The organism is Ruminococcus sp. MCC718, assembly GCF_018783905.1.
GTDB classification, from domain to species: Bacteria; Bacillota; Clostridia; order Lachnospirales; family Lachnospiraceae; genus Hominisplanchenecus; species Hominisplanchenecus faecis.
Genome location: NZ_WQNP01000018.1, coordinates 19,946 through 42,075 on the forward strand (window position 1 = coordinate 19,946; position 22,130 = coordinate 42,075).

The window sequence follows — 22,130 nt, forward strand, 5'->3', positions numbered from 1 at the left end:
GGTTGCTTCGCCATCGCGTTTGTTGAATCTGCGATCTACAGCCAATGTATATCTTGCAACTGATGTGCCGCTCTCCCCTGCGGAATAACGAACATCCGGATCTCTGGTCAAACGTCCCATTAAAATAACTTTATTCATTCTAAATCTCCTTATTTATGCTTCCTGTCTTACGCATAAATATCTGATAACATTTTCCATGATACGGACATGTCTTTCGATTTCTGCCGGAGCTGTAGCATCAGCTTCGAACTGAATGAAATAGTAGAATCCTTCTTTCATCTTCTGGATTTCGTAAGCTAATCTCTTTTTACCCCATTCGTCAACATTAGTAACTGTTCCGCCGTAACGTGCAACGTATTCTTTTACTTTTTCTACAGTTGCTACTCTTACGTCATCCTCAATTTTTGCGTTAACAACAACGGTTAATTCGTATTTGTTCATGCTCTTCGCACCTCCTTATGGTCTCTGGCCCACTATTACCTTCGTGAGCAAGGAATTCAATGTTTCAAAATGGCTGCTTGTCTGCAGCCACTCACAATTTTTGATTTTATCATATTTTTGCAAGACAGGCAAGTATTTTTTCTTATTTTTTGCAATGTTTCCGCCTCGCAGCCAAACCTGACTTTGAAGCAGAATCATGATCTAATTCACATATTTCGCTATTACATCCCATATGGATGATCTTTCAAATCCAAGCTTCCACTCTGCCACTCCGGCCAGACCATATTCCTGCACAAGTTTCATCTTCTCTTCGATCGATGCTTCGTTTTCCAGCCAGATCTGACAGAAATTGCCATCTTCATCTGTGAACTCTGCATAATCCTGTGATGTCTCGCTGCTCCATCCGGCAGTCACCTTGTAATCAGACAAGATCTGGTCTGCTTTATCCATGCCGATCGCCTCACTGCTTACTTCACCGGAAGCATTGGTCTTCCATAATCTCGTGTAGAACGGAATACCGCTGATGATCTTTTCTTTCGGAACATTTTCCAGTGTTCCGGTAATGCCGTCTCTTTCATAGGAAAGGGATGCCACGGAACCGGCATCGGAGCCGACATAGTGTTCATCATAGCCCATAATGATCACATAGTCTACGACTTCGCCAAGCTCTTTCTGGCTGTAATGTTCATTGAAACTGTATGGCGACGGGACATCCACCGAAAGTACAAGATTGTTATTCCTGCACTTTACAGAGAGTTCCCTCATAAACTGCACATAGCTTTCGGAAGTTTCTTCCGGTAAGGATTCGATATCAATATTAATGCCATCCAGCTGATAGTTGAGTGCTTCGGTAATCAGCTGTCCTTCCAGGTTCTCTCTGGATGTGGTAGTGCCAAGCACAGTGTCGGTATCAATATCCGTACTGAAATTGTCCATCAGTCCCCAGACTTCCATATCATTCTGATGTGCGGTATCTACATAGTCACTGCTTGCAAGAGAAGAAATATCTCCATCGTTGCTGCTGATAGAAAACCAGGTCGGTGAAATGACATTGACCCCTTTTACATCCTGAATGTCCGCTGCAAGTGCATCGTTTGAATCCTGGCTCGTCACCTGATGCCAGAGAAGATTCATGTCATAATCTTTATGTATGCTGGTGTACTCTGCCGCCCGGAAATCACTGGTGACCTGTTCTTCGTAGCTGTCAGAAAGCTTTTTGCTCTTCATATAGCCAATATATCCATCCGCAGTCAGAACTTTTGTCCACTCTTCTTCCTGTTCCAGAACTGTCACTTTATCTCCGGCCGCTTCTTTTTTCAGGATCGGACTTTTGATATCTGCATCCAGACGTACGCTTTCTTCTTTTATCACATTCGAAAAGGTTTTCGTTCCCCACTGATTGTTTATAATAATATGAAGCGGTTCCTGCTCCACCGAATACTGAAGTGCTGTATACTGTGCCAGATAATCCAGTGCAATATAGACATTTCCATCCTGCGAAACAACGATCTGATACGGCATGCTGCCATTTCCGGTAAGCGTTGTATATTCATTGCTGTCATACGGAAGTTTGATAATATCCACTGCCGTTGTCAGTATGACCTGCTGTTCTTCATCGCTTTTATAAAGATGATCATTCAGATTTTCTTTTGCAGTCGCATATTCTACATATGCCGTGCCATCCTTCACAAGTGCTTTCCCCTGTTCCAGACGGTCCGGAAGTACGACTGCTGCATCCTCCCCTCCGGAAGTGCCAAAATATTCATTGCCATCCATCACTTCTTTGGATGGGATATATCGATTTACAACTTTATATCCTACGCCTGCCGCAGCCACCGCCAGGATCAGCGGCACTACGACCTTCACAGGACTTTTCTTTTTCTTCATTCATTGTACCTCCATACTATGATGCCTGCGGATTGTTCCGTGCGGTGCACTCCCACAATCCGCCTCAGTATTCGCATACTGCAACATCGTTTTTACAACGGAATACATCGTTTTGATTCAGTGTATCATAGATTTATGAACGAAAGATGACTTAAGTCTACATTTTTTATAATCCTTCGACCTGTATGGTTGTCTTCTGTACTATGGGGATTTGTCATCAGACCTCTTTCTTTTTTATATAGTCGAATCCGATTCCTATAATGTGATCGTCATCATCGCTTACAAAATCTCTCATATACTCCTCTTCTTCCCGGATCATGCACTGGTGCATGATATCCGAAGGTGTACTTGGCTTTCCATTCAACCACAGCTTCATGCCTGCTCTGGCATATGCATTTAATTCTTTTTGCAGTCGATGTTTCCGTTTTTTTCTGCTGCCTATAGTTCCACCCCCTCCTGTTAAACTTAAAGATTCTGCTGACATTATCGTGAGAATTTAAATCGAATACACATAAGGCTGCTGCCTGACATGCAATTCCGGTCAGCATTGCTGACACGAAAACAACACCGTATACGAAATCTGTAAATCAGAAACATTCAAGCCTTTTTCTATTCTTTTGCAAAGTGCAGTACGTTCTTTTTTGTTCCGATCAACAGTACTTCAGGATACCAGATAACATTCATTGTACGAATGCAAAGTACCAAAGAGTTTACATGGCATCTTTTAAGCTCAATATTGCTTTATGGAGGTACAATCATTTTTTTGGAATATTGCGGAGAATCCCGCATAAGATAATAAAAAGCGACAGAATTCGCTTTCTTATTCATTTTGATTTTTGATGTTGCTTAAAGCATTGTTTCATCCTCACATTGATTATTATATACTTTATGTTTGAAAAATGCAAGATGTTTTTACACTCTTTTTATAATTTTACACTGGCAATCTACTTTACTTTTTGATAGTATGCAGATATAATTATAAGATAATAAGATGCTAGGGTCAAAAGTCTGAAGACACAATGTGCTTGCACAGGAGTGGTTTTATGGCATCTTTTAACCTTAATCAATATCATAATCATAGTAATTCCAATAAAAGGTTAACATATCATAGATAGGATGTGATAATATGAAGATAGAAAAAATCAACGATAATCAGATTCGCTGCACACTTACACGTCAGGATCTGGCAGACCGTGAGATCAAGCTCAGTGAACTTGCTTACGGCACAGAAAAAGCAAAGCTGCTGTTTCGTGATATGATGCAGCAGGCCGCATACGAATTTGGTTTTGAAGCAAATGACATTCCTTTGATGATAGAAGCGATCCCGATTTCTTCCGACTCTGTAATTCTGATCGTTACCAAGGTGGAAGATCCGGAAGAACTTGATACACGTTTTGCAAAATTTTCACCGTCAAACGGCGAAGAGAACAACAACATCACTCCGCCGGCACCGGCACCTCTTGAAGGAGCCGATGATATCCTGAATCTTTTCAATAAGATCCACGAGGCAAGAAAGATGGCTGAAAATGCAGCAGCAAAAACTTCTGAAAAGAAAGAAAAGACTCCTGCAAAACCGGAGATCAATCCGGAATCCTTTCATCTGACGAAACTTTACCGTTTCCGCGATCTGGACACTGTGATCCGTGCAGCACACATTCTGCAAAATTCTTACCAGGGTTACAACACGCTCTATAAGAATCCGGAAGGCCGTGAGTATCTGCTGACACTCAGCAAATCTGCACACACACCGGAAGAGTTTAATAAAGTCTGCAATACCCTTTCCGAGTATGCTTCCAGCCTGAAATACACACCGGGCAACGAAGCGTTCTTTGAAGAGCATCTGGAATGTATCGTTGCGGATGAGGCTCTGCAGAAGCTTGCATTGATCTGATTGATATGAAATCGATAGTCAGAGTTTCTGAACCGATTCGCTGCAAACAGAAATAGAGTGTAGAAAAAGCGTCTCCGCCTGGAAAATCCTGGTGGAAACGCTTTTTATTTTTTAATGGATATTCACAATCCACTTTTGCTGTCTGTTTATGCCTGTTTGCTTTCAACAAATGCATTTACTCTTGCTACCAGCAGATCCGGCTCGATACCATGAACGAGAGCTGCCTCTTCGATGGTCTCCATCTGTGCGGATGGGCATCCAATACAGTGCATGCCGCCTGCTACCAGTACGCCTGCCATTTCAGGATCCATTCTTAAAATATCGCCGATAATCATATCCTTGGTTATTTTCTGCATGATTTTCCTCCTTTATCATTCTGTACAGACTTAAATTTCTCATAAAGATCTGTACCTGATTTCTTTTGACAGGTTGATTATAATATGTTTTTGTACTTTATGCAAGGCATAGAAAAAACCTCTTGTATATTCCAGACTTATGTATTAAAATGGGATAAAGATTCGGAGAGCCGAATCCTGTTGAAAACATATTTCATAAAAATAAGGAGGTTTTATCATGGCATACGTTATTACAGATGAATGTGTAGCTTGCGGTACATGTGCAGAAGCCTGTCCGGCAGAAGCTATCAGCGAAGGCGATGGCAAATACGTAATCGATGCAGATGCATGTCTGGATTGCGGTACATGTGAAGGAGAATGTCCTACAGGTGCTATCGTAGCAGGTGAATAATTAAAAAATTTTATAAAAGCAAGGGGAGCTGCGTAAGCAGCTCCCCTTGTTTTTCTATTTTCTTTTTATTTAAAAATCCGAAACCATTTTTTATGGCTCTCCTTCTCTCTTGTCGCTGCCACCATCTGCCGGTTATGCTGAAAGGAGCGAATGGTTTCATCCAGATTTCGGTAACGTTCTTCCTCTCTTTTTTCCTGGATCTTCATCAAGATCTCCATTTCTTTTAAAACACTGTCCGCAATCCGATTTTCCAGCTCCACATTATTTTCCTGAAGAGCACGTTTCATGATATCACCGACAATGTCCTGAAATTTTTCCAGGTTGTCCAGTGAATCTACAAACGGAAGTATGGTCTGTGGTTTCGGGACTTCCTGTGTGCTGTCTTTTAAATTCGCATCCGAATCTGTTTTTTCTGTATGTTCTGCTTTTTTAGTTTTTGTTGCTGTGTCTTTCATTACTGCATTTTTCTCTTCTGTGATTTCCGTTATTTCTTCTGCTTTTTTCTGTATTTCCGGAATCAGCACCTTGATCGCTTTGAGCTGAAATCCTTTGTCCCGCAGTTCTTTGACTTTCTTCATGATATAGATCGTTTTATCGGTATAGTAGCGATGTCCAAGTTCCGTTCTGCCCACTTTGATGTCCAGCTCTTCTTCCCAGCTTCGAAGTACATGTGCCTCCACCCCTGCCTGTCTGGCGGCATCGGAAATCATGTATCTGATCTCGCTCATCCTCTACCTCCCAATATTGTAACCGTTCAATACTTTCGCAATTACAATGCAAAACCAGTTAAAGTAACTGCTTCCATCTGTATTGAATCATTACTTATGTTTTTGGACGTTGTCCCTTTTTGATGCCTGCGAGTTTGACCCTGGCATATTTACATGAGAATGCCAACGAATTTGTACCCTGGCATATTTACATGAGAATGCCAACGAATTGCTCCGTTACAAAGTAACTCTCGCAATTCTATAAACATTCGGAATCCGCATATTTACTGCGTAAATAGCTACTTCCTCATGTTTAGCGGGTCCCAAGTTCAAATGTCTTATCTTGCAAGCAAGAACGACACTTTGACCTTTGTACCCTGGCATTCTCATATGATTGTAACATATTTCTTTCTCAAAAACGCAAAAAAGATATCGCAAAAAGCGACACCTTTTTCATCCCGGAAACTCCCGGCGTTATTTTTTTAAGTTTGCAAATTTGGTGAGGTTTGGCAGCCATGCAAGCTCTACCGTACCGATCGGACCATTACGCTGTTTGGCTATGATGACTTCTGCAATGTTCTTTTTCTCGGAATCTTTATTGTAATAATCATCTCGATAAAGGAACATTACAACGTCGGCATCCTGCTCGATCGCACCGGACTCTCGCAGGTCGGAAAGCATCGGTCTGTGATCCGGTCTCTGCTCTACTGCACGGCTCAGCTGAGAAAGTGCAAGCACCGGAACCTGAAGCTCTCTGGCAATCTCTTTTAAGGATCTCGAAATATCGGAAATTTCCTGCTGTCTGGAATCTGCACGTTTGCTTCCTGTCATCAGCTGCAGGTAGTCGATCATGATGACATCCAGACCTTTTTCTGCTTTGTATTTGCGGCATTTGGAGCGAAGCTCCGCAACGGAAATACCAGGCGTGTCATCGATGATCAGGTTGGAACGTCCGACGATCCCGGCTCCTTCGATCAGTTTCGCCCAGTCATCATCGCTCAGATTTCCGGTACGAAGCTGCTGTGAATCTACCTGTGATTCGAGTGCGAACAGTCGGTTGACCAGCTGTTCTTTTGACATTTCCAAACTGAAGATCGCTGCCGTATAATTTTTCTTAAATGCCATATACTGGGCTATGTTCAGTACAAATGCGGTCTTTCCCATGGAAGGACGAGCTGCGATCAGTACCAGGTCGGAAGGCTGCATACCGGTTGTCTTGTAATCCAGATCAATAAATCCGGTCGGGATTCCGGTCACGCTTCCTTTGTTTCTCGATGCCGCTTCAATCCGGTCGAGTGCCCGCAACACGACATCTTTGATCGGCACAAAGTCTCCGGAATTTCGTTTTTGAACAATATCAAAAATCCGCTTTTCTGCTGATTCCAGAATATCTTCCAGTTTTTCTTTTTCGCTGTAGCAGTCATTTGCGATCTGTTCATTGACTTTGATCAGTTTTCGCAGAACTGCCTTTTCATGTACAATCTGTGCATAGGCATCTGCATTTGTAGAGGTCAGTGCAGAAGTCAGCAGATCTTTGACAAACTCCAGACTGCTGATCTCAGGCGGTACGTCTTTTTCACGCAGAAGATTCTGCAGCGTGATCAGATCTACCGGTTTGCCGTCATTATAAAGCTCTACGATCGCATCAAAAACAATGCCGTACTGATGCTGATAGAAATCGTCTCCGCTTATGATCTCGGAGGCTTTGATGATGGCTTCCTGATCCATGAGCATAGCACCGATTACAGACTGCTCTGCCTCAACACTGTGGGGCAATACCCGCTTGATCAGTGCTTCTTCCATTTTTATGCCCCCTGTTAAATACCTTCTACTACGACTTTCAGCTCTGCTGTTACCTTCGGATGCAGCTTAATCGCAACGCTTGTTGTGCCGACTGCCTTGATCGGATCTTTCATCTGGATCTTCTTCTTATCGATATCATATCCAAGCTGTGATTTTGCAGCTTCTGCAATTTCTTTGCTGGAAACAGAACCGAATACTTTTCCGCCTTCGCCTACTTTTACAGAAACTTTTACCTGTGCCTTTGCCAGTTCTTCTGCAAATGCTCTTGCGTCTGCCAGCTGTTCTTTTGCAACTTTTTCATCGTGTGCTTTTTTCAGTTTCAGATCATTGATGTTCTTTGCACTTGCTTCCAGTGCAAGTTTTTTCGGGAACAACATATTTCTTGCATATCCATCGCTTACATTTACCATTTCACCTTTTTTTCCAAGTGCTTTTACATCTTCTACAAGAATAACTTTCATTTAAATCGCTCCTTCTTCTATCATCGTTCTTATCGTACTTTTCAGCTTATCTTTTGCTTCTTCAAGTGTCACTCCGTCCAGCTGTGCCCCGGCGATATTCAGATGACCGCCTCCGCCGAGACGCTCCATAATGATCTGCACATTGACCTCATCGATGGCTCGTGCACTGATATAAATACGCTCTTTGTATTCTGTCAATACAAAAGAAGCCTTGATACCGACAATGTTCAGCAGTTCATTTGCGGCCTGAGCACCGACTACAGTCGGGCTTTCCAGATCCTCACTCGGACAGCAGCTGATCGCATAATACTGCTCAAATACTTCTGCGTGGCGAACCGCTTCTGCTCTCGCCTTATAGGAACTCATGTCATTCCGGAACATCTTGCGGACACGCGTCACATCTGCTCCACATCTGCGTAAGAATGCTGCCGCTTCAAAGGTGCGGACCCCTGTTTTCGCCATAAAATTGTTGGTATCAATAATAATACCTGCATAAATACAGTCTGCTTCTTTTCCTTTCAGACGGATATCATCTGCAAAGTACTGCAAAATCTCTGCAATCATCTCACATGCGGATGATGCATACGGCTCGATATAGGACAGAACCGCATTTTTGATCACTTCGCTGCTCTGGCGGTGATGGTCAAGCACAACGATTGTCCTGGTCTGATTCAGGATCTCGGAACACTCTGTCATGCTTGGACGGTTCGTGTCAACAACCACCACAACGGTGTCGTGATCCACGATTTTTCTCGCCTGCTCATGTGTCACAAACATATCTTCCGGATATTCTTTGTCATTTAGGAACAGATTCACCCACTGACGGATCGATCCATTGATATCTCCGAGCACAATATGGGCTTTTTTGTCAAGAATCCTTGCCGCACGCCATACGCCGACGGCTGCTCCGAAAGAATCGATATCCGTGATCTTGTGTCCCATGATGACCACATCTTCGTGGCTTCCGATAAATTCGCGAAGTGCATGTGCCTTTACTCTTGCTTTTACACGCGTGCTCTTTTCCATCTGCTGGGATTTGCCGCCGTAGTAAGAAATTTTATCGTTATCTTTTACGACTGCCTGATCACCGCCGCGTCCAAGAGCAAGCTCAATGGCAATTCTTGAAAACTCATAATTCTGTGCATAAGTACTGCCGTTCACTCCGATACCGATACTTAAAGTGACCTTCATTTCGTTTCCGATGTTGACCGTCTTTACCTCTTCCAGAAGGGAAAAACGGTTTGCTTCCAGTTCTTCCAGTGACTTATATTTCAGAACTACAAAATACTTGTCCTTCTCAAGTTTTTTTGTGATACCGTCCAGATTCGCCACATATTTGCTGATCTTACGGTCGATCAGGGCAAGCAGAAGGGAACGTCTTACCTCCTCCACGCTCTCAAGCACTTCATCGTAATTGTCCAAGTAGATCAGTCCGGCAACCATTTTCTGTTCCTGATTCTGACGGATGTAATAATTCAGCTCCGTATTGTCAAACAGATACAGTGCGATCAGATAATTCCCTTCCTGCGGAATATCCACAATCGATACTTCCTCGTTGAGATCTCCCATTGAAAGCTTCTGCAGATGTGCCTGATAATCGTTTTCATTATAAAAAATCTGCACATCTGTTTCTTCCTTTTTGCACGGAAGTGCAGACGCATCAATCTCCGGAAACAGGTTTGAAATATTTTTCCGATACCTGGAATCCTTTCCTGTCACATCACAGAATGCATCATTCATCCAGAGTACTCTTCCATCCGTATCGAGTACTGCATACGGAATGGAAAAATTTTTCAGCATCCCTTTCTGGATCTGGGAATACTGGGATGCAAACGCAATCATCTCACGGAGAACAAACGGACGGTAACGCAGCATCAGAACAGACATCAGAACCCAATAAGCGGCAGTAAAACAAAATACCAGAAATCCTGCTTTCACATCGATCGCAAAAACCAGGATATCCAGCATCACAAGTAAGACCGCCACGACCGCCGGCCACTGCATATAGGATTTTAATTTTCCGCTGTGCCTTACCTTCTTTTTCTTATTCATTGCATCTTCTCCAAACCCTCAGTTACTATCAAAGCTTATCATACCATTTTTTCCGGAAATAGAAAAGGTTTTTTTACGCTTCCAGCCATTCCCTGACCACCTCTCTGATAACAAGCAGCATCAGCGGACCAAGCAAAACTCCCGTCGGTCCGAAGATGCAGATCCCCACATATACTACAACTGCGATAACAATGGGATATACGCCCAGCTTTTCCCCTAAAAGCCGTGGCTCCAGGAAATCCCGCGTGCTGTTGGTAATGAGAAAGAAAGTCAGGTAAGCTGCGGCATGAAAGAAGTCTCCACGAAACAGTTCCAGTGCCGCCCACGGAAGCAGGATCGTCCCTGTCCCGATAAACGGAAGTGCATCCAGAAAACCAATCAGGATCCCGACCAGCAGGGCATAGGAATTCTGCAAAACCCACAGACCTGCCACGCACTCTGCCATCACTGCCGCCATGATCAGAAGCTGTGCCCGAAGCCACAGACCCGCCATCTGCCACAGACGTTCCCCAATCCGCACCAGATGACGAAACGTGCTGTATTTCTGCAATTTCTGACAGATTTCATCATAATCTTTGATGATCAGCAGGACAGCCACAAAAATCACAAAGAGCACACTGAACCATTCTGCGGCAACGACTGCATACCGCACGGAATATCGAAAAACCTGCGTGATATTGACTGCCTGTATTTTTTCCGACATTTTTTCAATGTTCTGGTAGACGATCTCTCTGACCGCCTCACTTTTCACCCCGAATTTCTGATTGAGCAGCACACAGCATCCGTCGATCATCGTTTCCATCTTTGCCTCGTACTGATCAATATGCAGAAAAATGCTGCGGATCTGTGCAAACAGCCGCACACCGAGGAACCACATGCATACGCCTGTTATTCCAAGGATCAGGCTCATCATGCAGAACAAAAGACTCCCTTTTCCTGCTTTCCGAAAACACGGATATTTTTGCAGACGGATGGCAGCCGGATTTAAAATCCTTACAATCAAAAAAGCCACCAGAAATGGGGCCACATAGACGAATATATATTTAAAAATGATATATACCGCCATTATGATTCCCACAATTCCGATTGCTTTTCTGATTTTTGTATTCATCTTCGCCGCACCTTCCTTATCCTCTTTTATCGGATTTAGTATGTACGACATAATCTTTTTCATTCTGTTATCCTGTTTTTACCGGATATTGCTATTCTTTGCGGAATTTTTCAAACGCTCCTCCTTCCGGAAGAACGGTGAAATCCATCTGTTTTCCGGTTTTCGGATGCAGGAAACTTAAGCTGTAAGCACAGAGTGCCGGAGTTTCTTTTTCGCGTGTTCCTGTCGTTTTTGCGGATTTTTCGTCGTATTTTTTATCACCCGCAATCGGCATGCCCGCTCCGGAAAGCTGTACACGGATCTGATGATGCCGGCCGGTCAGAAGTTCGATATCTACCAGGCTGAGATCCTCTGTTTCTTCCAGGATCGCATAACGCAGTTTGCTTTCTTTTGCACCTTTCGTTCCCTTTGGCACAATATAAGAAGTGTTTGTCCTGCGGTCTCTCTGAAGATAATCAGTCAGTTCCTGATATTCTGCTGCTGTTTCTGTTTCTTTGTATACATCGGCATTTCTACGCACAACTGCACAATATCGTTTCACGACCTGACCGCTGCCCTTCCGGTCTGCGATCTGACTGCTTAAATTCGCTGCTGCCTGTTTTGTCTTGGCAAATACGATCACGCCCTGGACCGGCTGATCTAAGCGATGCACAACTCCAAGATATGGCTCTCCCGGTTTCCCGGACTCTTCCAGAAGATACAGTTTCAGAATGCTGACCATATCTTTGACTCTGGCATTTGCACTCTGAACCGGAACTCCTGCCGGTTTGCGACATACGAGAATATAGGGATCCTCATACAGAATCCCTATATTCCCTACCATTTTGATACATTGTTTCTGATTGCTGTTTTCCGTTTTCATTTCTCCACACATAATTCTGTCTGCCTCAGTCAGATTACAGATATTTTTTCAGTGCATCCACCTTGTCCAGTTTTTCCCATGGCAGATCCAGGTCGTTGCGTCCAAAGTGTCCGTAAGCTGCTGTCTGTTTGTAGATCGGTCTTCTCAGATCCAACATTTTGATGATGCCGGCCGGTCTTAAATCAAAGTTCTCACGAACGATCTCTGTGATCTTTTCGTCAGAAAGTTTGCCTGTTCCGAAGGTATCTACCATAACAGAAGTCGGCTGTGCCACACCGATCGCATAAGAGAGCTGGATCTCGCATTTGTCTGCCAGTCCTGCTGCTACGATGTTCTTTGCTGCGTAACGTGCTGCATAAGCTGCAGAACGGTCTACTTTTGTGCAGTCTTTTCCGGAGAATGCTCCGCCGCCGTGACGTGCATATCCGCCGTAGGTGTCTACGATAATCTTACGTCCGGTCAGTCCGCTGTCTCCGTGAGGTCCGCCGATCACGAAACGTCCGGTCGGATTTACAAAGAATTTGGTGTTCTCATCTACCAGTTCCTGTGGCAGGATCGCATCAAATACATGTTTTTTGATGTCTTCGTGGATCTGTTCCTGTGTTACGTCCGGATCATGCTGCGTAGACAGAACAACTGCATCCAGTCTTGCCGGTTTTCCGTTTTCATCATATTCTACGGTAACCTGTGTTTTTCCGTCCGGTCTTAAGTAAGGCAGTGTTCCGTCTTTGCGGATCTTGGTCAGCTGGCGTGCCAGTTTGTGTGCCAGTGCGATCGGATAAGGCATGTATTCTTCGGTTTCGTTTGTTGCAAAACCGAACATCATACCCTGGTCACCTGCACCGATTGCCTCAATCTGATCATCGGTCATCTTGTGTTCTTTTGCTTCCAGTGCTTTGTCTACGCCCATAGCGATATCGCCGGACTGCTCATCGATTGCTGTGATCACACCGCAGGTATCAGCATCAAAGCCATATTTTCCTCTGGTGTATCCGATCTCACGGATCGTATCTCTTACGATTTTCTGGATATCAACGTATGCTTTTGTGGTGATCTCACCCATAACCAGTACCAAACCGGTTGTTGTTGCTGTCTCGCATGCTACACGGCTCATCGGATCCTGCTCAAGCAGTGCGTCCAGAATCGCATCAGAAATCGCGTCGCACATTTTGTCCGGATGTCCTTCTGTTACAGACTCGGATGTAAATAATAATTTCTCCATTTGTCTCTCCTTTTTTAATAAATGAATGTATGATGCCTTTGAACTGTATAGAATTTTTACAATTCTGACATCGGTAATTTTATAGTTTCTGATAATATGAAACTACATGGTTTCTTTTTATAATCCCACAGAATGCTTTTCTGTGGAACGAAAAAAGGTCCACAAAAAGCGGACCTCTTATTCCAATGATAAGTTCAATCCTCTTATTGTTCGAATACTCGCTCAGGTTGGCACCTTCCTTTAAGGGGTTGCCGTGACTTCACAGATCCTATGTATCTCCATCACTCTGAATAAGAGAAGCTATTTAATTTTCAACCAACTCTCAGTTTGAATTTCTGAATTTCCTTTTCGGTGCTAACTCGTTCAATCTCAGCACCAAGGCTGCGGAGCTTGTCTTCAAAACACTCATATCCACGCTGAATATAGACAATATCATCGACAACGGTGACACCTTCTGCTGCCAGTCCGGCGATCACCAGTGCTGCTCCGGCTCTCAGATCCGGTGCACTGACTCTTGCTCCTGTAAACCCATCGGTTCCGTAGATAATAGCAGAATTGCCTTCTACTTTAATCGTCGCACCCATTCTGGTAAGCTCGTCCACATATTTGAAACGATTCTCAAAAATGCTCTCTGTCACGATACTGGTACCGTGTGCCAGAGCCAGGGCAACTACGATCTGCGGCTGCATGTCGGTCGGATACCCCGGATACGGCAGTGTCTTGACGTTTGTGCTATTTAAACGTTTGGATGCTACCACACGCACAGCATCGTCAAATTCTTCTACCTCACAGCCGATCTCGACAAGCTTTGCTGTCGTTGCTTCCAGATGTTTCGGGATGACATTTTTAACCATGACATCGCCTCTGGTCGCTGCTGCTGCAAACATAAAGGTTCCGGCTTCGATCTGGTCAGGAATAATGGAATACTCTGCCCTGTGAAGCTTCTGAACACCGCGGATACGGATCACATCGGTACCGGCACCTTTGATATTGGCACCCATGCTGTTCAGGAAGTTCGCCACATCGACAACGTGCGGCTCACGTGCTGAATTCTCGATGATCGTGTATCCCTCTGCCATAGATGCTGCCATCATGATGTTGATCGTCGCACCTACGGAAACCATATCTAAATAAATATGTGTTCCTTTCAGCTTTTCTGCCTCTGCAACGATGGAACCGTTTCGGATACTCGTTGTCGCTCCCAGTGCTTTGAATCCTTTCAGATGCAGGTCGATCGGTCTGCTGCCGATGTTGCATCCGCCCGGAAGCGGTACTTCTGCTCTTTTATATTTTCCAAGAAGTGCTCCCAACAGATAGTAGGAAGCTCTGATTTTCTTAATAAACTCGTAATCTACACTTACCTGACCGATCATAGAACCATTGATAGCCACTTTATGACGGCTGATCCTGTCAACTCTGGCTCCGATCACACTGATCGCCTCGAGCAGGACATTGATATCCTGGACATCCGGAAGATTATCGATTACCACGGTCTCATCTGTCATAATCGCCGCTGCCAAAATACCAAGTGCCGCATTTTTCGCTCCGCCGATTTCAACTTCGCCCACCAGGGGATTGCCGCCTTTAATTACATACTGTTCCATAGACACCTCTATTATTAAAATATACTCTCTATCTCTGATGCATCCGTTACCGCTCTGCATCATTATCATCATTTTTCAAATTGCTTTTTTTACTTTTTAACGAAATTCTGTAAACGTCCGGAAATGACGTAAACACCTGCGAATATGTGCCGAGGACAAAAAGCGATTCCCCTAACATCATAATTTTTATTATACCACAAACTTGGTGTTTGTAAACAAAAATTAAGATTTCAGTAAAAAGCAACGAAGATACATTTCAGGAACCGTGGATTTTAGCTATATTCTCCGTAACATTCTTGTAACAACCGCTATTTTCTGCTCCGATATCGCAAAACCACCTGTTCCATCGTCTCTTCCACGCTCATGTTCGTTTCATCGACGGTGATATCAGCATATTTTTCATAAAGTGGAATGCGTTCTTCATAAAGGCTCTGCAAGGTCTGGCCTTCCTGAAGTGCGACACCTCTGCACCGCAGGTCACCGAGTCGCTCCTCCAGCTCCTCGCAGGTCAGTTTCAGATAAACGACCGTTCCGATCTCTTTTAAATGCTGCATCGCAGAATCTCTGTATACAACACTTCCGCCGGTTGCGATCACGCATCTTTCTGCCTCAATGGAAGCATTGACGCGTGCTTCAATATCAAGAAATCCTTCCGTACCAAATTCTTCGATCAGTTCTGGAAGCCTCTTTCCTTCCTGACTCTGGATCTCCAGGTCGGAATCAATAAAACGATATCCCAGTACTTTTGCAAGCACAACACCAACGGTGCTTTTTCCTGAACCCGGCATGCCGATCAGGATGACATTTTTTGAACTCTTCATTTCTTACCACCTGCCTGTTTTTTCATAACTGTATCACAGCAGATATGGTTTGTAAAGATTGCTTCTTAATGGCACATATTTTTTCCCTTCTGCACGTACACTGTAAAAAACAGTTCAGGTATCTGCCTATGTCCTCCTTTCTTTCCAGACTTCGCAGGCACAAACTTCTGCTTGCTTTTCTTCCTGCTCTTATCTTTCTCTTTTGTTCTGTTTTTTATTATGAAATCAATCATTCTTTTGTCGCTTTCTGTGATACGGTCTTTCGAAATGAAATTACAGAAAATACTTTAAATCTGCACTATACACTGGAAAATCCGGAAATTTTAAATCTTTCTGATCCGGATGTTTCGTTTGGTTCCATGAACCCGGAAGTTCTCGCAGATTCTTTTTCACAGCAGAATATTTATCTGGAAAAACTTTTCAAGTTTCCCAAAGACTGGCTTTCCACAAAAAACCGTCTCACTTATGATATTTTAACAAGTGCTTTTTCGTTACAGGCAGAGGGTGAAAAATACCTGCTTTACGATGAGCCGCTCGGTCCGTCTCTCGGCACACAGGCACAGCTGCCGGTTCTGCTTGCAGAATACAGTTTTCATAATAAAAAAGATATTGAAACGTATCTGGCTCTTCTTTCCGGGCTTCCGGAATACTATGACAGCATTCTGCAGTTTGAACGTGCCAAATCAGCTGCCGGACTTTTCATGGATGCTTCTGTCGCTCAGGGCGTGATCGACCAGTGCGATGCTTTTCTTAAGACCGGCGATCAGAATATTCTGTTTACCACTTTTGACAGCCGCATCGCCTCTCTTAATTTTTTAAATGAAACCGAAAAAGAGAAATACTGCTCTTTGAATCGGAAAGCCCTTGCCTCCTATGTTATCCCGACTTACCGGAAACTTTCCAAAGGGCTTTCTGCGTTAAAAGACAGCAGCAAAAACGCTCTCGGTCTTTGTTATCTTCCAGATGGCAAAAATTATTATGCTTATCTTGTCAAAGACACGACCGGCTGTTATGACAGCGTGGAAACGATTTTTAAAAGAATCCAGTCACAGCTCGTAAAAGATATCCACACGCTGCGTCAGATCGCACAGAAAAATCCACAATTATTTTCCGATTCCGGGGATGAAATGCTGAAAACGGTGAATGATCAGATTTCTTCTGATCCAAAGGAGATTCTGAATGATCTGAAACGGAAAATGGCAGAGGATTTTCCGGAAATCGCGGACGTGACATACGAAGTCAAATACGTTGAAAAAGCTCTGGAAGATTATTTAAGCCCGGCTTTTTATCTGACCGCACCGCTCGACAACCGCAACCAGAATGTCATCTACATAAATCCGAAAATCGGTTACCGTGGACTGGATCTCTATTCGACACTTGCACACGAAGGTTATCCGGGCCATCTGTACCAGACGATTTTCTCGAACGACTCCGGTATCCGCCCTGTCCGCAGTCTGACAAATTTCGGTGGTTATGTGGAAGGCTGGGCAACCTACGTGGAAATGCAGTCATTTTCTTACGGATGTTCTGATAATATCATTGCCGAAATCTATCGCCTGAACCGTTCTTTAAACCTCGGCATCTCTTCTTTTCTTGATATTCTGATCCATTATTATGGATACGACCGCCCGCAGACGTCAAAGGTTCTTTCGCAGTTTGGCTTAAATGGAGAAGGGACTGCCGATGCCTTTTTCAACACCATTTTGGAGGCTCCTGCAAACTATCTGAAATACTATGTTGGCTATCTTTGTTTTGAAGATTTAAAACAGGCAGCCCTGAAAAAAGAAGGTGCTTCTTTTTCTTTGAAAAATTTCCATAAAAAAATACTGGAAACAGGTCCGTGCCCATTTCCAGTATTGTATAAATACGTTCTGCAAAAATCATAATGAATTTTGCGGTTATTTCCATGATGCCAGGGTCTAAAGGTCAAAATGTCGTTTACTGCTGATACTGCTCAAAAAAGCCGATCAGATTGGTGAGTGCCTGTGCCAGCACTTCTTCTTCCTGTTCACTCATATTTGCAATCGTCGCCTTGATCATTTTGTCGTGAAAGAGGCGATGATGCTCATATGCTCTCCGGCCTTTTTCGGTAAGAGAAATCAGCACGACCCTTCGGTCTTTTTCGCTGCGTGTACGATTTACATAACCTTTTTTTACAAGATTGTTAACCGCAATCGTCAGCGTTCCGACCGTAACAGAAAGTTTTTTGGCTACGAAAGACATATTTCGCGGTTCATCAATGCCGATTGCCTCGATGATATGCATATCGTTATTGGAGATCTCGCTGAATTCCCCCGTCCGGATCGCTTTTTCTTCCAGTGTCATAATATCATGGAACAATCGAACCAGAACATTATTTAACGTGTCGTATGTCGTACTCACAGCTTTCCTCCTTCTGCTTTTCAGGCTTTGTCTCTGTCAACTAATTCCCGGTAGACATCTCTTTTTCCGACTCCGCGGTCTTTTGCTACCTGTTTCATCGCTTCTTTTTTATCCATGCCCTGATCCAGATATTTCTGCATATGTTCTTCGATGTCCATCTCTTTCCAGGCTGCCTGACTCTCCTCTTTCATCTGCTGCCGGCTTCTGCCCTCGAGCACCAGTACACATTCGCCTCGCGGTGCTTCCGCTTCATAGTACACCACTGCCTCTGAAAGTGTCGTGGTGAATGCTGTCTCATGCTTTTTCGTCAGTTCCCGCAGAACCGTCATTCTGCGGTCGCCAAGTGTTTCCAGAAGTTCTTTTAAGGTACGCACCAGCCTGTGCGGTGCTTCGTAAATGATGATCGTCCTGGTCTCGTCTTTTAATTCTTCCAGAACTTCCTGTTTTTCTTTTTTATCCGATGGAAGAAATGCCTCAAAGCAGAAACGTCTGGTGGATAATCCGGAAAGTGTCAGCGCCGTCACGCAGGCACAGGCTCCCGGAAGGGAAGTCACCTCAACACCGTTTTCATAGCACAGACGCACCAGATCTTCACCCGGATCGGAAATGCCCGGCGTACCGGCATCGGTGATCAGGGCGATGTCTTTCCCTTTTTTCATTTCTTCTATTAAAACATAGGCTTTTTCGATTTTATTGTATTCGTGATAACTCGTCAGCGGAGTATGGATATCAAAATGATTTAAAAGCCGGATGCTGTTTCTGGTATCTTCCGCCGCAATCAGATCGACCTCCTGAAGCACTCGCAGAACACGCATCGTAATGTCTTCCAGATTTCCGATCGGAGTTGCACACAGATACAGTTTTCCCTGATTTTCGCTCATATATTTCTCACCTTTCCGAATGCTTTTTGACCCTGGCATCATTGTATCCGTAAATATCATAAATCTGCTTTGTATACACGCCCGGTTTCTCATACACAATCAGCGGCGGCTCACAGGTGATCCTTGATTTTGCACCTTTCATGGCTTCGATCAGGACCATGTTCGGTTCTTTATCGATATATGGATGCACCATCTGCATTCTCTTTGGCTCAAGTCCGTACTTCACAAGCAGATAAAAAATCTCCGCCAGCCGGAACGGTCGATGTACCAGATAAAACTTTCCGCTGTTTTTCAGAAGTTTTGCTGTCTGGACGATGATGTCCTCCAGCGTGCAGTAGACTTCATGCCTTGCGATCATTTTTGCATTATCCGGATTGACCAGACCGTGATGCTCGATCATATACGGCGGATTACTTGTGACTACATGAAAAGAAGCCGAAGCAAACAATGTCCCGGCCTCCTTGATATCGCCTTCTACAATAGAGATTCGCTCTTCCAGATGATTATACCGAATGCTTCGCATCGCCATATCCGCACTCTCATGCTGTATCTCAAGACCGGTAAAATGTCCGGCTTTTGTCTTTGCCGCCATCAGGATCGGGATAACTCCAGTCCCGGTACCAATATCCAGAACGTTATCTCCCGGCTTTGCCTTTGCGAATCCGGAAAGCAAAACCGCATCCATTCCAAAACAGAATTTTTTCGGATTCTGGATGATATGGTACCCGCTTCTCTGCAGATCATCCAGTCTCTCATCCGGATACAGTTTAATTGTCATTTAGTTTTGATTTTCCTTCCTTTTTCTCCATTGCTTCGAGTTTCTTCAGTTCTCTTTCTTCCTGTTTCCCTGCCCCGCCGTTTTTTTCTTTTCTTCTGCGAGGTTTGAACTTGAGCTGTTTGACATCGTATTCACGGATCTCTTTTTCGTCCCCGACTTCCACAACCACTTTTACGGTCTGACGAAGCACGTTGACACTGTGTACTTCTCCTTTTAAACCGTCCTCAGTCGTCACCGTATCATTAACCGCCGGCAGACGGCTGTTCAGATACTCGTAAGTCTCCTCTTCATTTTTCAGGCAGCACATCAGTCTTCCGCAGACACCGGAGATCTTGGTCGGATTCAGTGAAAGATTCTGCTCTTTTGCCATCTTGATTGAAACCGGTGCGAACTCAGATAAGAATGTATGGCAGCAAAGCGGTCTTCCGCAGATGCCGATACCTCCAAGCAGTTTTGTCTCATCCCGCACACCGATCTGACGAAGCTCGATACGTGTCTTAAATACGGATGCCAGATCTTTTACCAGATCACGGAAATCGATTCTGCCGTCCGCCGTGAAATAAAACAGGACTTTGTTGTTATCAAACGTATATTCTGCATCGATCAGCTTCATATCCAGCTTATGTTTGCGGATCTTCTCGGCACAGATACGCAGAGCATCCTTTTCCTTTGCCAAATTGCGTTCTACTCTTGCATCGTCATCCGGTGTTGCGATACGCATAACGGCTTTCAGCGGCTGAACTACTTCGTCATCCGGAATCTCCTTTGGATTGGCTACGACGCTGCCGTATTCGATTCCTCTTGCTGTCTCAACGATCACATGGTCTCCCTTTTTGATCGGCAGTTTTTTCGGATCAAAGTAATAAATCTTCCCGGCCGTGCGAAAACGGACACCAACAATTTTTATCATTATACCAAATTCTCCTTTATAAGAAGAAACAGCAGTTCCATGGTCAGATCAAAATTAACGTTTGCATTCAGACGCGTTTTCGCTGTCTGGAGTCCCCGCAGAATATTTTCGATACCTTCGTAGGAACTTTTATTGATCTGATCGGTGATCACATTCAGCTCATCTTTAAAAATGAGCCCATTGCTGTCTCTTGTCGCTTTAAAATACAGGATGTCACGATACCACACCGCCAGAAAATCCAGATAATCCTGAATATCAATCTTAAATTCGGATACGGATTTCACCGTTGCGATAATATCGTTGATCTCCATCTTAGATACATTTTTCAGCAGATGAAGTGCTGAATTTTTGATTTCATTAAAGCTGTCCGATGTTGCCAGCTGTACGGCTTTTCCGATATTGCCCTGTGCAAATGCCACGCAGACATCCGCCTCATAATCCGGCACCTGTACATGCTCCATCAGATACTGCTTGACTTTATCGTCTGCGACCGGTTTCAAAGAAAGCATAACGCATCTTGATAAGATGGTCGGCAGAAGTGCTGATGCATTGTTTGCAAGCAGCAGAATCACTGCATATGCAGGTGGCTCCTCGATTGTCTTCAGAAGTGCATTCTGTGCAGCCGCTGTCATTTTCTCCGCATCCGGCACAATATAAATTTTATATTTTCCACTGTATGGCTTGATCAATACATCGTTCACAATCTGTGTTCTCACATCATCCACGCTGATGCTGTTTGGCTTTTCGTGCATCAAATGTATGATGTCAGGATGGTTGCCGCTCTGTGCCTGTACACAAGAATGGCAGCTGCCACAAGGCTCTGTGCCTCCCTTTTCACACTGCAGTGTTTCCGCAAAAACATCTGCCAGCAGCTTTTTGCCGCATCCCTTTTCTCCACTCAATATATACGCATGGGACACCTTCCCAAGTTTCATCGCACTTTTCAGATGCGTAACAATTTGCTCATGTCCTACGATTTCCTCAAATCCAGGCATATGCTCACCCCTCTCTGATTTTATCATTCGTATACCCAATGATTTTCTATTATATCATAAATAAGCGGCTTTACCTAGAGTTTTTTCTTTACGATACATTTCTTTTTTATATAACCATTGTCTTGTTTTGGCTTCCGGAGCAAAAATAACTGCTTGATTTTCACTGGAAAAAATCTCATTATAAATACATGCTGAACGGTCTAAAACACACTTCCAATCCATATTCTTATCCTGAAAATATCGATTTAATTGATTCAAAAATTTCTTTGCTTTTTGCATATAAATGACATTCACAATCCGCTTCGCTACTTGCTCATGAACGCAGTCGCTTAGTGCTCTGCACACTTGAAGCGGGGGAATGCTTCTCTGCGTCCAAATCGAAGTCACTCTTGGCTTTATGCATTATTTACTCTGAAAAGTGACATCCTCCCCCACCTATAGAGGTGGGGGATTTCCTAACCTCGGCGGGTTTGGTTCTCGTTCGATAGTACCAACGTGCTAAGCATAAGCGAGCTAACCCCGTGTGTCCCACGGTTTCTATTCTATTGAGTTTCTGTCATGCAATTACTAACCGC

Annotated in this window: 23 protein-coding genes and 1 riboswitch; of the genes, 3 read left to right on the top strand and 20 right to left on the bottom strand. The window is 44.0% G+C overall.

Annotation, left to right across the window (positions count from 1 at the left end; all coding sequences use genetic code 11):
• The 4 genes from GPK60_RS15195 to GPK60_RS02030 all read right to left on the bottom strand — a co-directional run.
• A partial coding sequence (locus tag GPK60_RS15195) for a single-stranded DNA-binding protein (protein ID WP_252191264.1) occupies positions 1-138 on the bottom strand: 138 nt, incomplete at its 3' end.
• 15 nt (positions 139-153) lie between these two features.
• Positions 154-441 (bottom strand): 30S ribosomal protein S6, encoded by a 288-nt coding sequence (rpsF, locus tag GPK60_RS02020; protein ID WP_022119134.1) that lies wholly within the window; start codon positions 439-441, stop codon positions 154-156.
• 201 nt (positions 442-642) lie between these two features.
• Entirely contained in the window at positions 643-2,328 is a 1,686-nt protein-coding gene (locus GPK60_RS02025) for a glycosyl hydrolase family 18 protein (RefSeq protein ID WP_215658750.1), read from the bottom strand.
• A 217-nt stretch (positions 2,329-2,545) separates the two neighbouring features.
• Positions 2,546-2,704 carry a hypothetical protein gene (locus tag GPK60_RS02030; RefSeq protein ID WP_022117920.1) on the bottom strand — a complete coding sequence of 53 codons (159 nt, stop codon included), beginning with the start codon at positions 2,702-2,704 and terminating at the stop codon, positions 2,546-2,548.
• Positions 2,705-3,454: 750 nt separating this feature from the next.
• Between GPK60_RS02030 and GPK60_RS02035 the strand changes: the two genes are divergently transcribed.
• Positions 3,455-4,219 (top strand): adaptor protein MecA, encoded by a 765-nt coding sequence (locus GPK60_RS02035; RefSeq protein ID WP_022118283.1) that lies wholly within the window; start codon positions 3,455-3,457, stop codon positions 4,217-4,219.
• 146 nt (positions 4,220-4,365) lie between these two features.
• Here the strand turns inward: GPK60_RS02035 and GPK60_RS02040 are convergent, their stop codons facing one another.
• Positions 4,366-4,575, bottom strand: coding sequence for a DUF1858 domain-containing protein (locus GPK60_RS02040; protein WP_022118282.1), 210 nt, complete (start codon positions 4,573-4,575; stop codon positions 4,366-4,368).
• A 217-nt stretch (positions 4,576-4,792) separates the two neighbouring features.
• Here GPK60_RS02040 and GPK60_RS02045 point away from each other — a divergent pair, with 217 nt between their 5' ends.
• The gene (locus GPK60_RS02045; RefSeq protein WP_022118281.1) at positions 4,793-4,966 is read left to right on the top strand and encodes a 4Fe-4S binding protein; all 174 of its coding nucleotides are present in this window, start codon (positions 4,793-4,795) and stop codon (positions 4,964-4,966) included.
• Positions 4,967-5,031: 65 nt separating this feature from the next.
• Here the strand turns inward: GPK60_RS02045 and GPK60_RS02050 are convergent, their stop codons facing one another.
• From GPK60_RS02050 to GPK60_RS02090, 9 genes are all read right to left on the bottom strand, one after another.
• On the bottom strand, positions 5,032-5,694 hold the full coding sequence (locus tag GPK60_RS02050) for a helix-turn-helix domain-containing protein (RefSeq protein ID WP_215658751.1): 663 nt from the start codon (positions 5,692-5,694) through the stop codon (positions 5,032-5,034).
• A gap of 453 nt (positions 5,695-6,147) precedes the next feature.
• Entirely contained in the window at positions 6,148-7,476 is a 1,329-nt protein-coding gene (gene dnaB / locus GPK60_RS02055) for a replicative DNA helicase (protein WP_022117926.1), read from the bottom strand.
• A gap of 14 nt (positions 7,477-7,490) precedes the next feature.
• Positions 7,491-7,937 (bottom strand): 50S ribosomal protein L9, encoded by a 447-nt coding sequence (gene rplI, locus GPK60_RS02060; protein WP_215658752.1) that lies wholly within the window; start codon positions 7,935-7,937, stop codon positions 7,491-7,493.
• Positions 7,938-9,989, bottom strand: a complete 2,052-nt coding sequence (locus GPK60_RS02065) for a DHH family phosphoesterase (RefSeq protein ID WP_022117928.1) — start codon at positions 9,987-9,989, stop codon at positions 7,938-7,940.
• Between the two features lie 73 nt (positions 9,990-10,062).
• The gene (locus GPK60_RS02070) at positions 10,063-11,151 is read right to left on the bottom strand and encodes an AI-2E family transporter (protein WP_215658753.1); all 1,089 of its coding nucleotides are present in this window, start codon (positions 11,149-11,151) and stop codon (positions 10,063-10,065) included.
• Between the two features lie 40 nt (positions 11,152-11,191).
• Entirely contained in the window at positions 11,192-11,923 is a 732-nt protein-coding gene (locus GPK60_RS02075) for an RluA family pseudouridine synthase (protein WP_215658754.1), read from the bottom strand.
• A gap of 73 nt (positions 11,924-11,996) precedes the next feature.
• On the bottom strand, positions 11,997-13,184 hold the full coding sequence (metK, locus tag GPK60_RS02080) for a methionine adenosyltransferase (protein WP_147632695.1): 1,188 nt from the start codon (positions 13,182-13,184) through the stop codon (positions 11,997-11,999).
• A 200-nt stretch (positions 13,185-13,384) separates the two neighbouring features.
• Positions 13,385-13,481, bottom strand: a riboswitch (SAM riboswitch).
• 14 nt (positions 13,482-13,495) lie between these two features.
• Positions 13,496-14,788: a UDP-N-acetylglucosamine 1-carboxyvinyltransferase gene (locus tag GPK60_RS02085; protein WP_022117932.1), complete on the bottom strand. Its 1,293-nt coding sequence runs from the start codon at positions 14,786-14,788 to the stop codon at positions 13,496-13,498.
• A 308-nt stretch (positions 14,789-15,096) separates the two neighbouring features.
• The gene (locus tag GPK60_RS02090) at positions 15,097-15,609 is read right to left on the bottom strand and encodes a shikimate kinase (RefSeq protein ID WP_022117933.1); all 513 of its coding nucleotides are present in this window, start codon (positions 15,607-15,609) and stop codon (positions 15,097-15,099) included.
• Between the two features lie 68 nt (positions 15,610-15,677).
• Between GPK60_RS02090 and GPK60_RS02095 the strand changes: the two genes are divergently transcribed.
• Positions 15,678-17,495, top strand: a complete 1,818-nt coding sequence (locus GPK60_RS02095) for a DUF885 domain-containing protein (protein ID WP_215658755.1) — start codon at positions 15,678-15,680, stop codon at positions 17,493-17,495.
• A 52-nt stretch (positions 17,496-17,547) separates the two neighbouring features.
• On the opposite strand, the gene GPK60_RS02100 is transcribed toward GPK60_RS02095, so the two are convergent.
• Genes GPK60_RS02100 through GPK60_RS02125 form a run of 6 tightly spaced genes read right to left on the bottom strand, consistent with a single transcriptional unit; the run spans position 17,548 to position 21,834 of the window.
• Positions 17,548-17,991 carry a MarR family transcriptional regulator gene (locus GPK60_RS02100; protein WP_022118495.1) on the bottom strand — a complete coding sequence of 148 codons (444 nt, stop codon included), beginning with the start codon at positions 17,989-17,991 and terminating at the stop codon, positions 17,548-17,550.
• A 20-nt stretch (positions 17,992-18,011) separates the two neighbouring features.
• Entirely contained in the window at positions 18,012-18,872 is an 861-nt protein-coding gene (gene rsmI, locus GPK60_RS02105) for a 16S rRNA (cytidine(1402)-2'-O)-methyltransferase (RefSeq protein ID WP_243860705.1), read from the bottom strand.
• A 7-nt stretch (positions 18,873-18,879) separates the two neighbouring features.
• Positions 18,880-19,650, bottom strand: a complete 771-nt coding sequence (locus tag GPK60_RS02110) for a tRNA1(Val) (adenine(37)-N6)-methyltransferase (RefSeq protein ID WP_215658756.1) — start codon at positions 19,648-19,650, stop codon at positions 18,880-18,882.
• Positions 19,640-20,560, bottom strand: a complete 921-nt coding sequence (locus GPK60_RS02115) for a stage 0 sporulation family protein (protein WP_215658757.1) — start codon at positions 20,558-20,560, stop codon at positions 19,640-19,642. Before GPK60_RS02115 ends, GPK60_RS02110 begins: the two co-directional genes overlap by 11 nt.
• Positions 20,560-21,555: a DNA polymerase III subunit delta' gene (gene holB, locus GPK60_RS02120; protein WP_022118499.1), complete on the bottom strand. Its 996-nt coding sequence runs from the start codon at positions 21,553-21,555 to the stop codon at positions 20,560-20,562. Before holB ends, GPK60_RS02115 begins: the two co-directional genes overlap by 1 nt.
• Positions 21,556-21,609: 54 nt before the next feature.
• A complete protein-coding gene (locus GPK60_RS02125; RefSeq protein ID WP_252191262.1) occupies positions 21,610-21,834 on the bottom strand; it encodes a hypothetical protein in 225 nt (74 codons plus the stop codon).
• Positions 21,835-22,130: the final 296 nt, after the last annotated feature.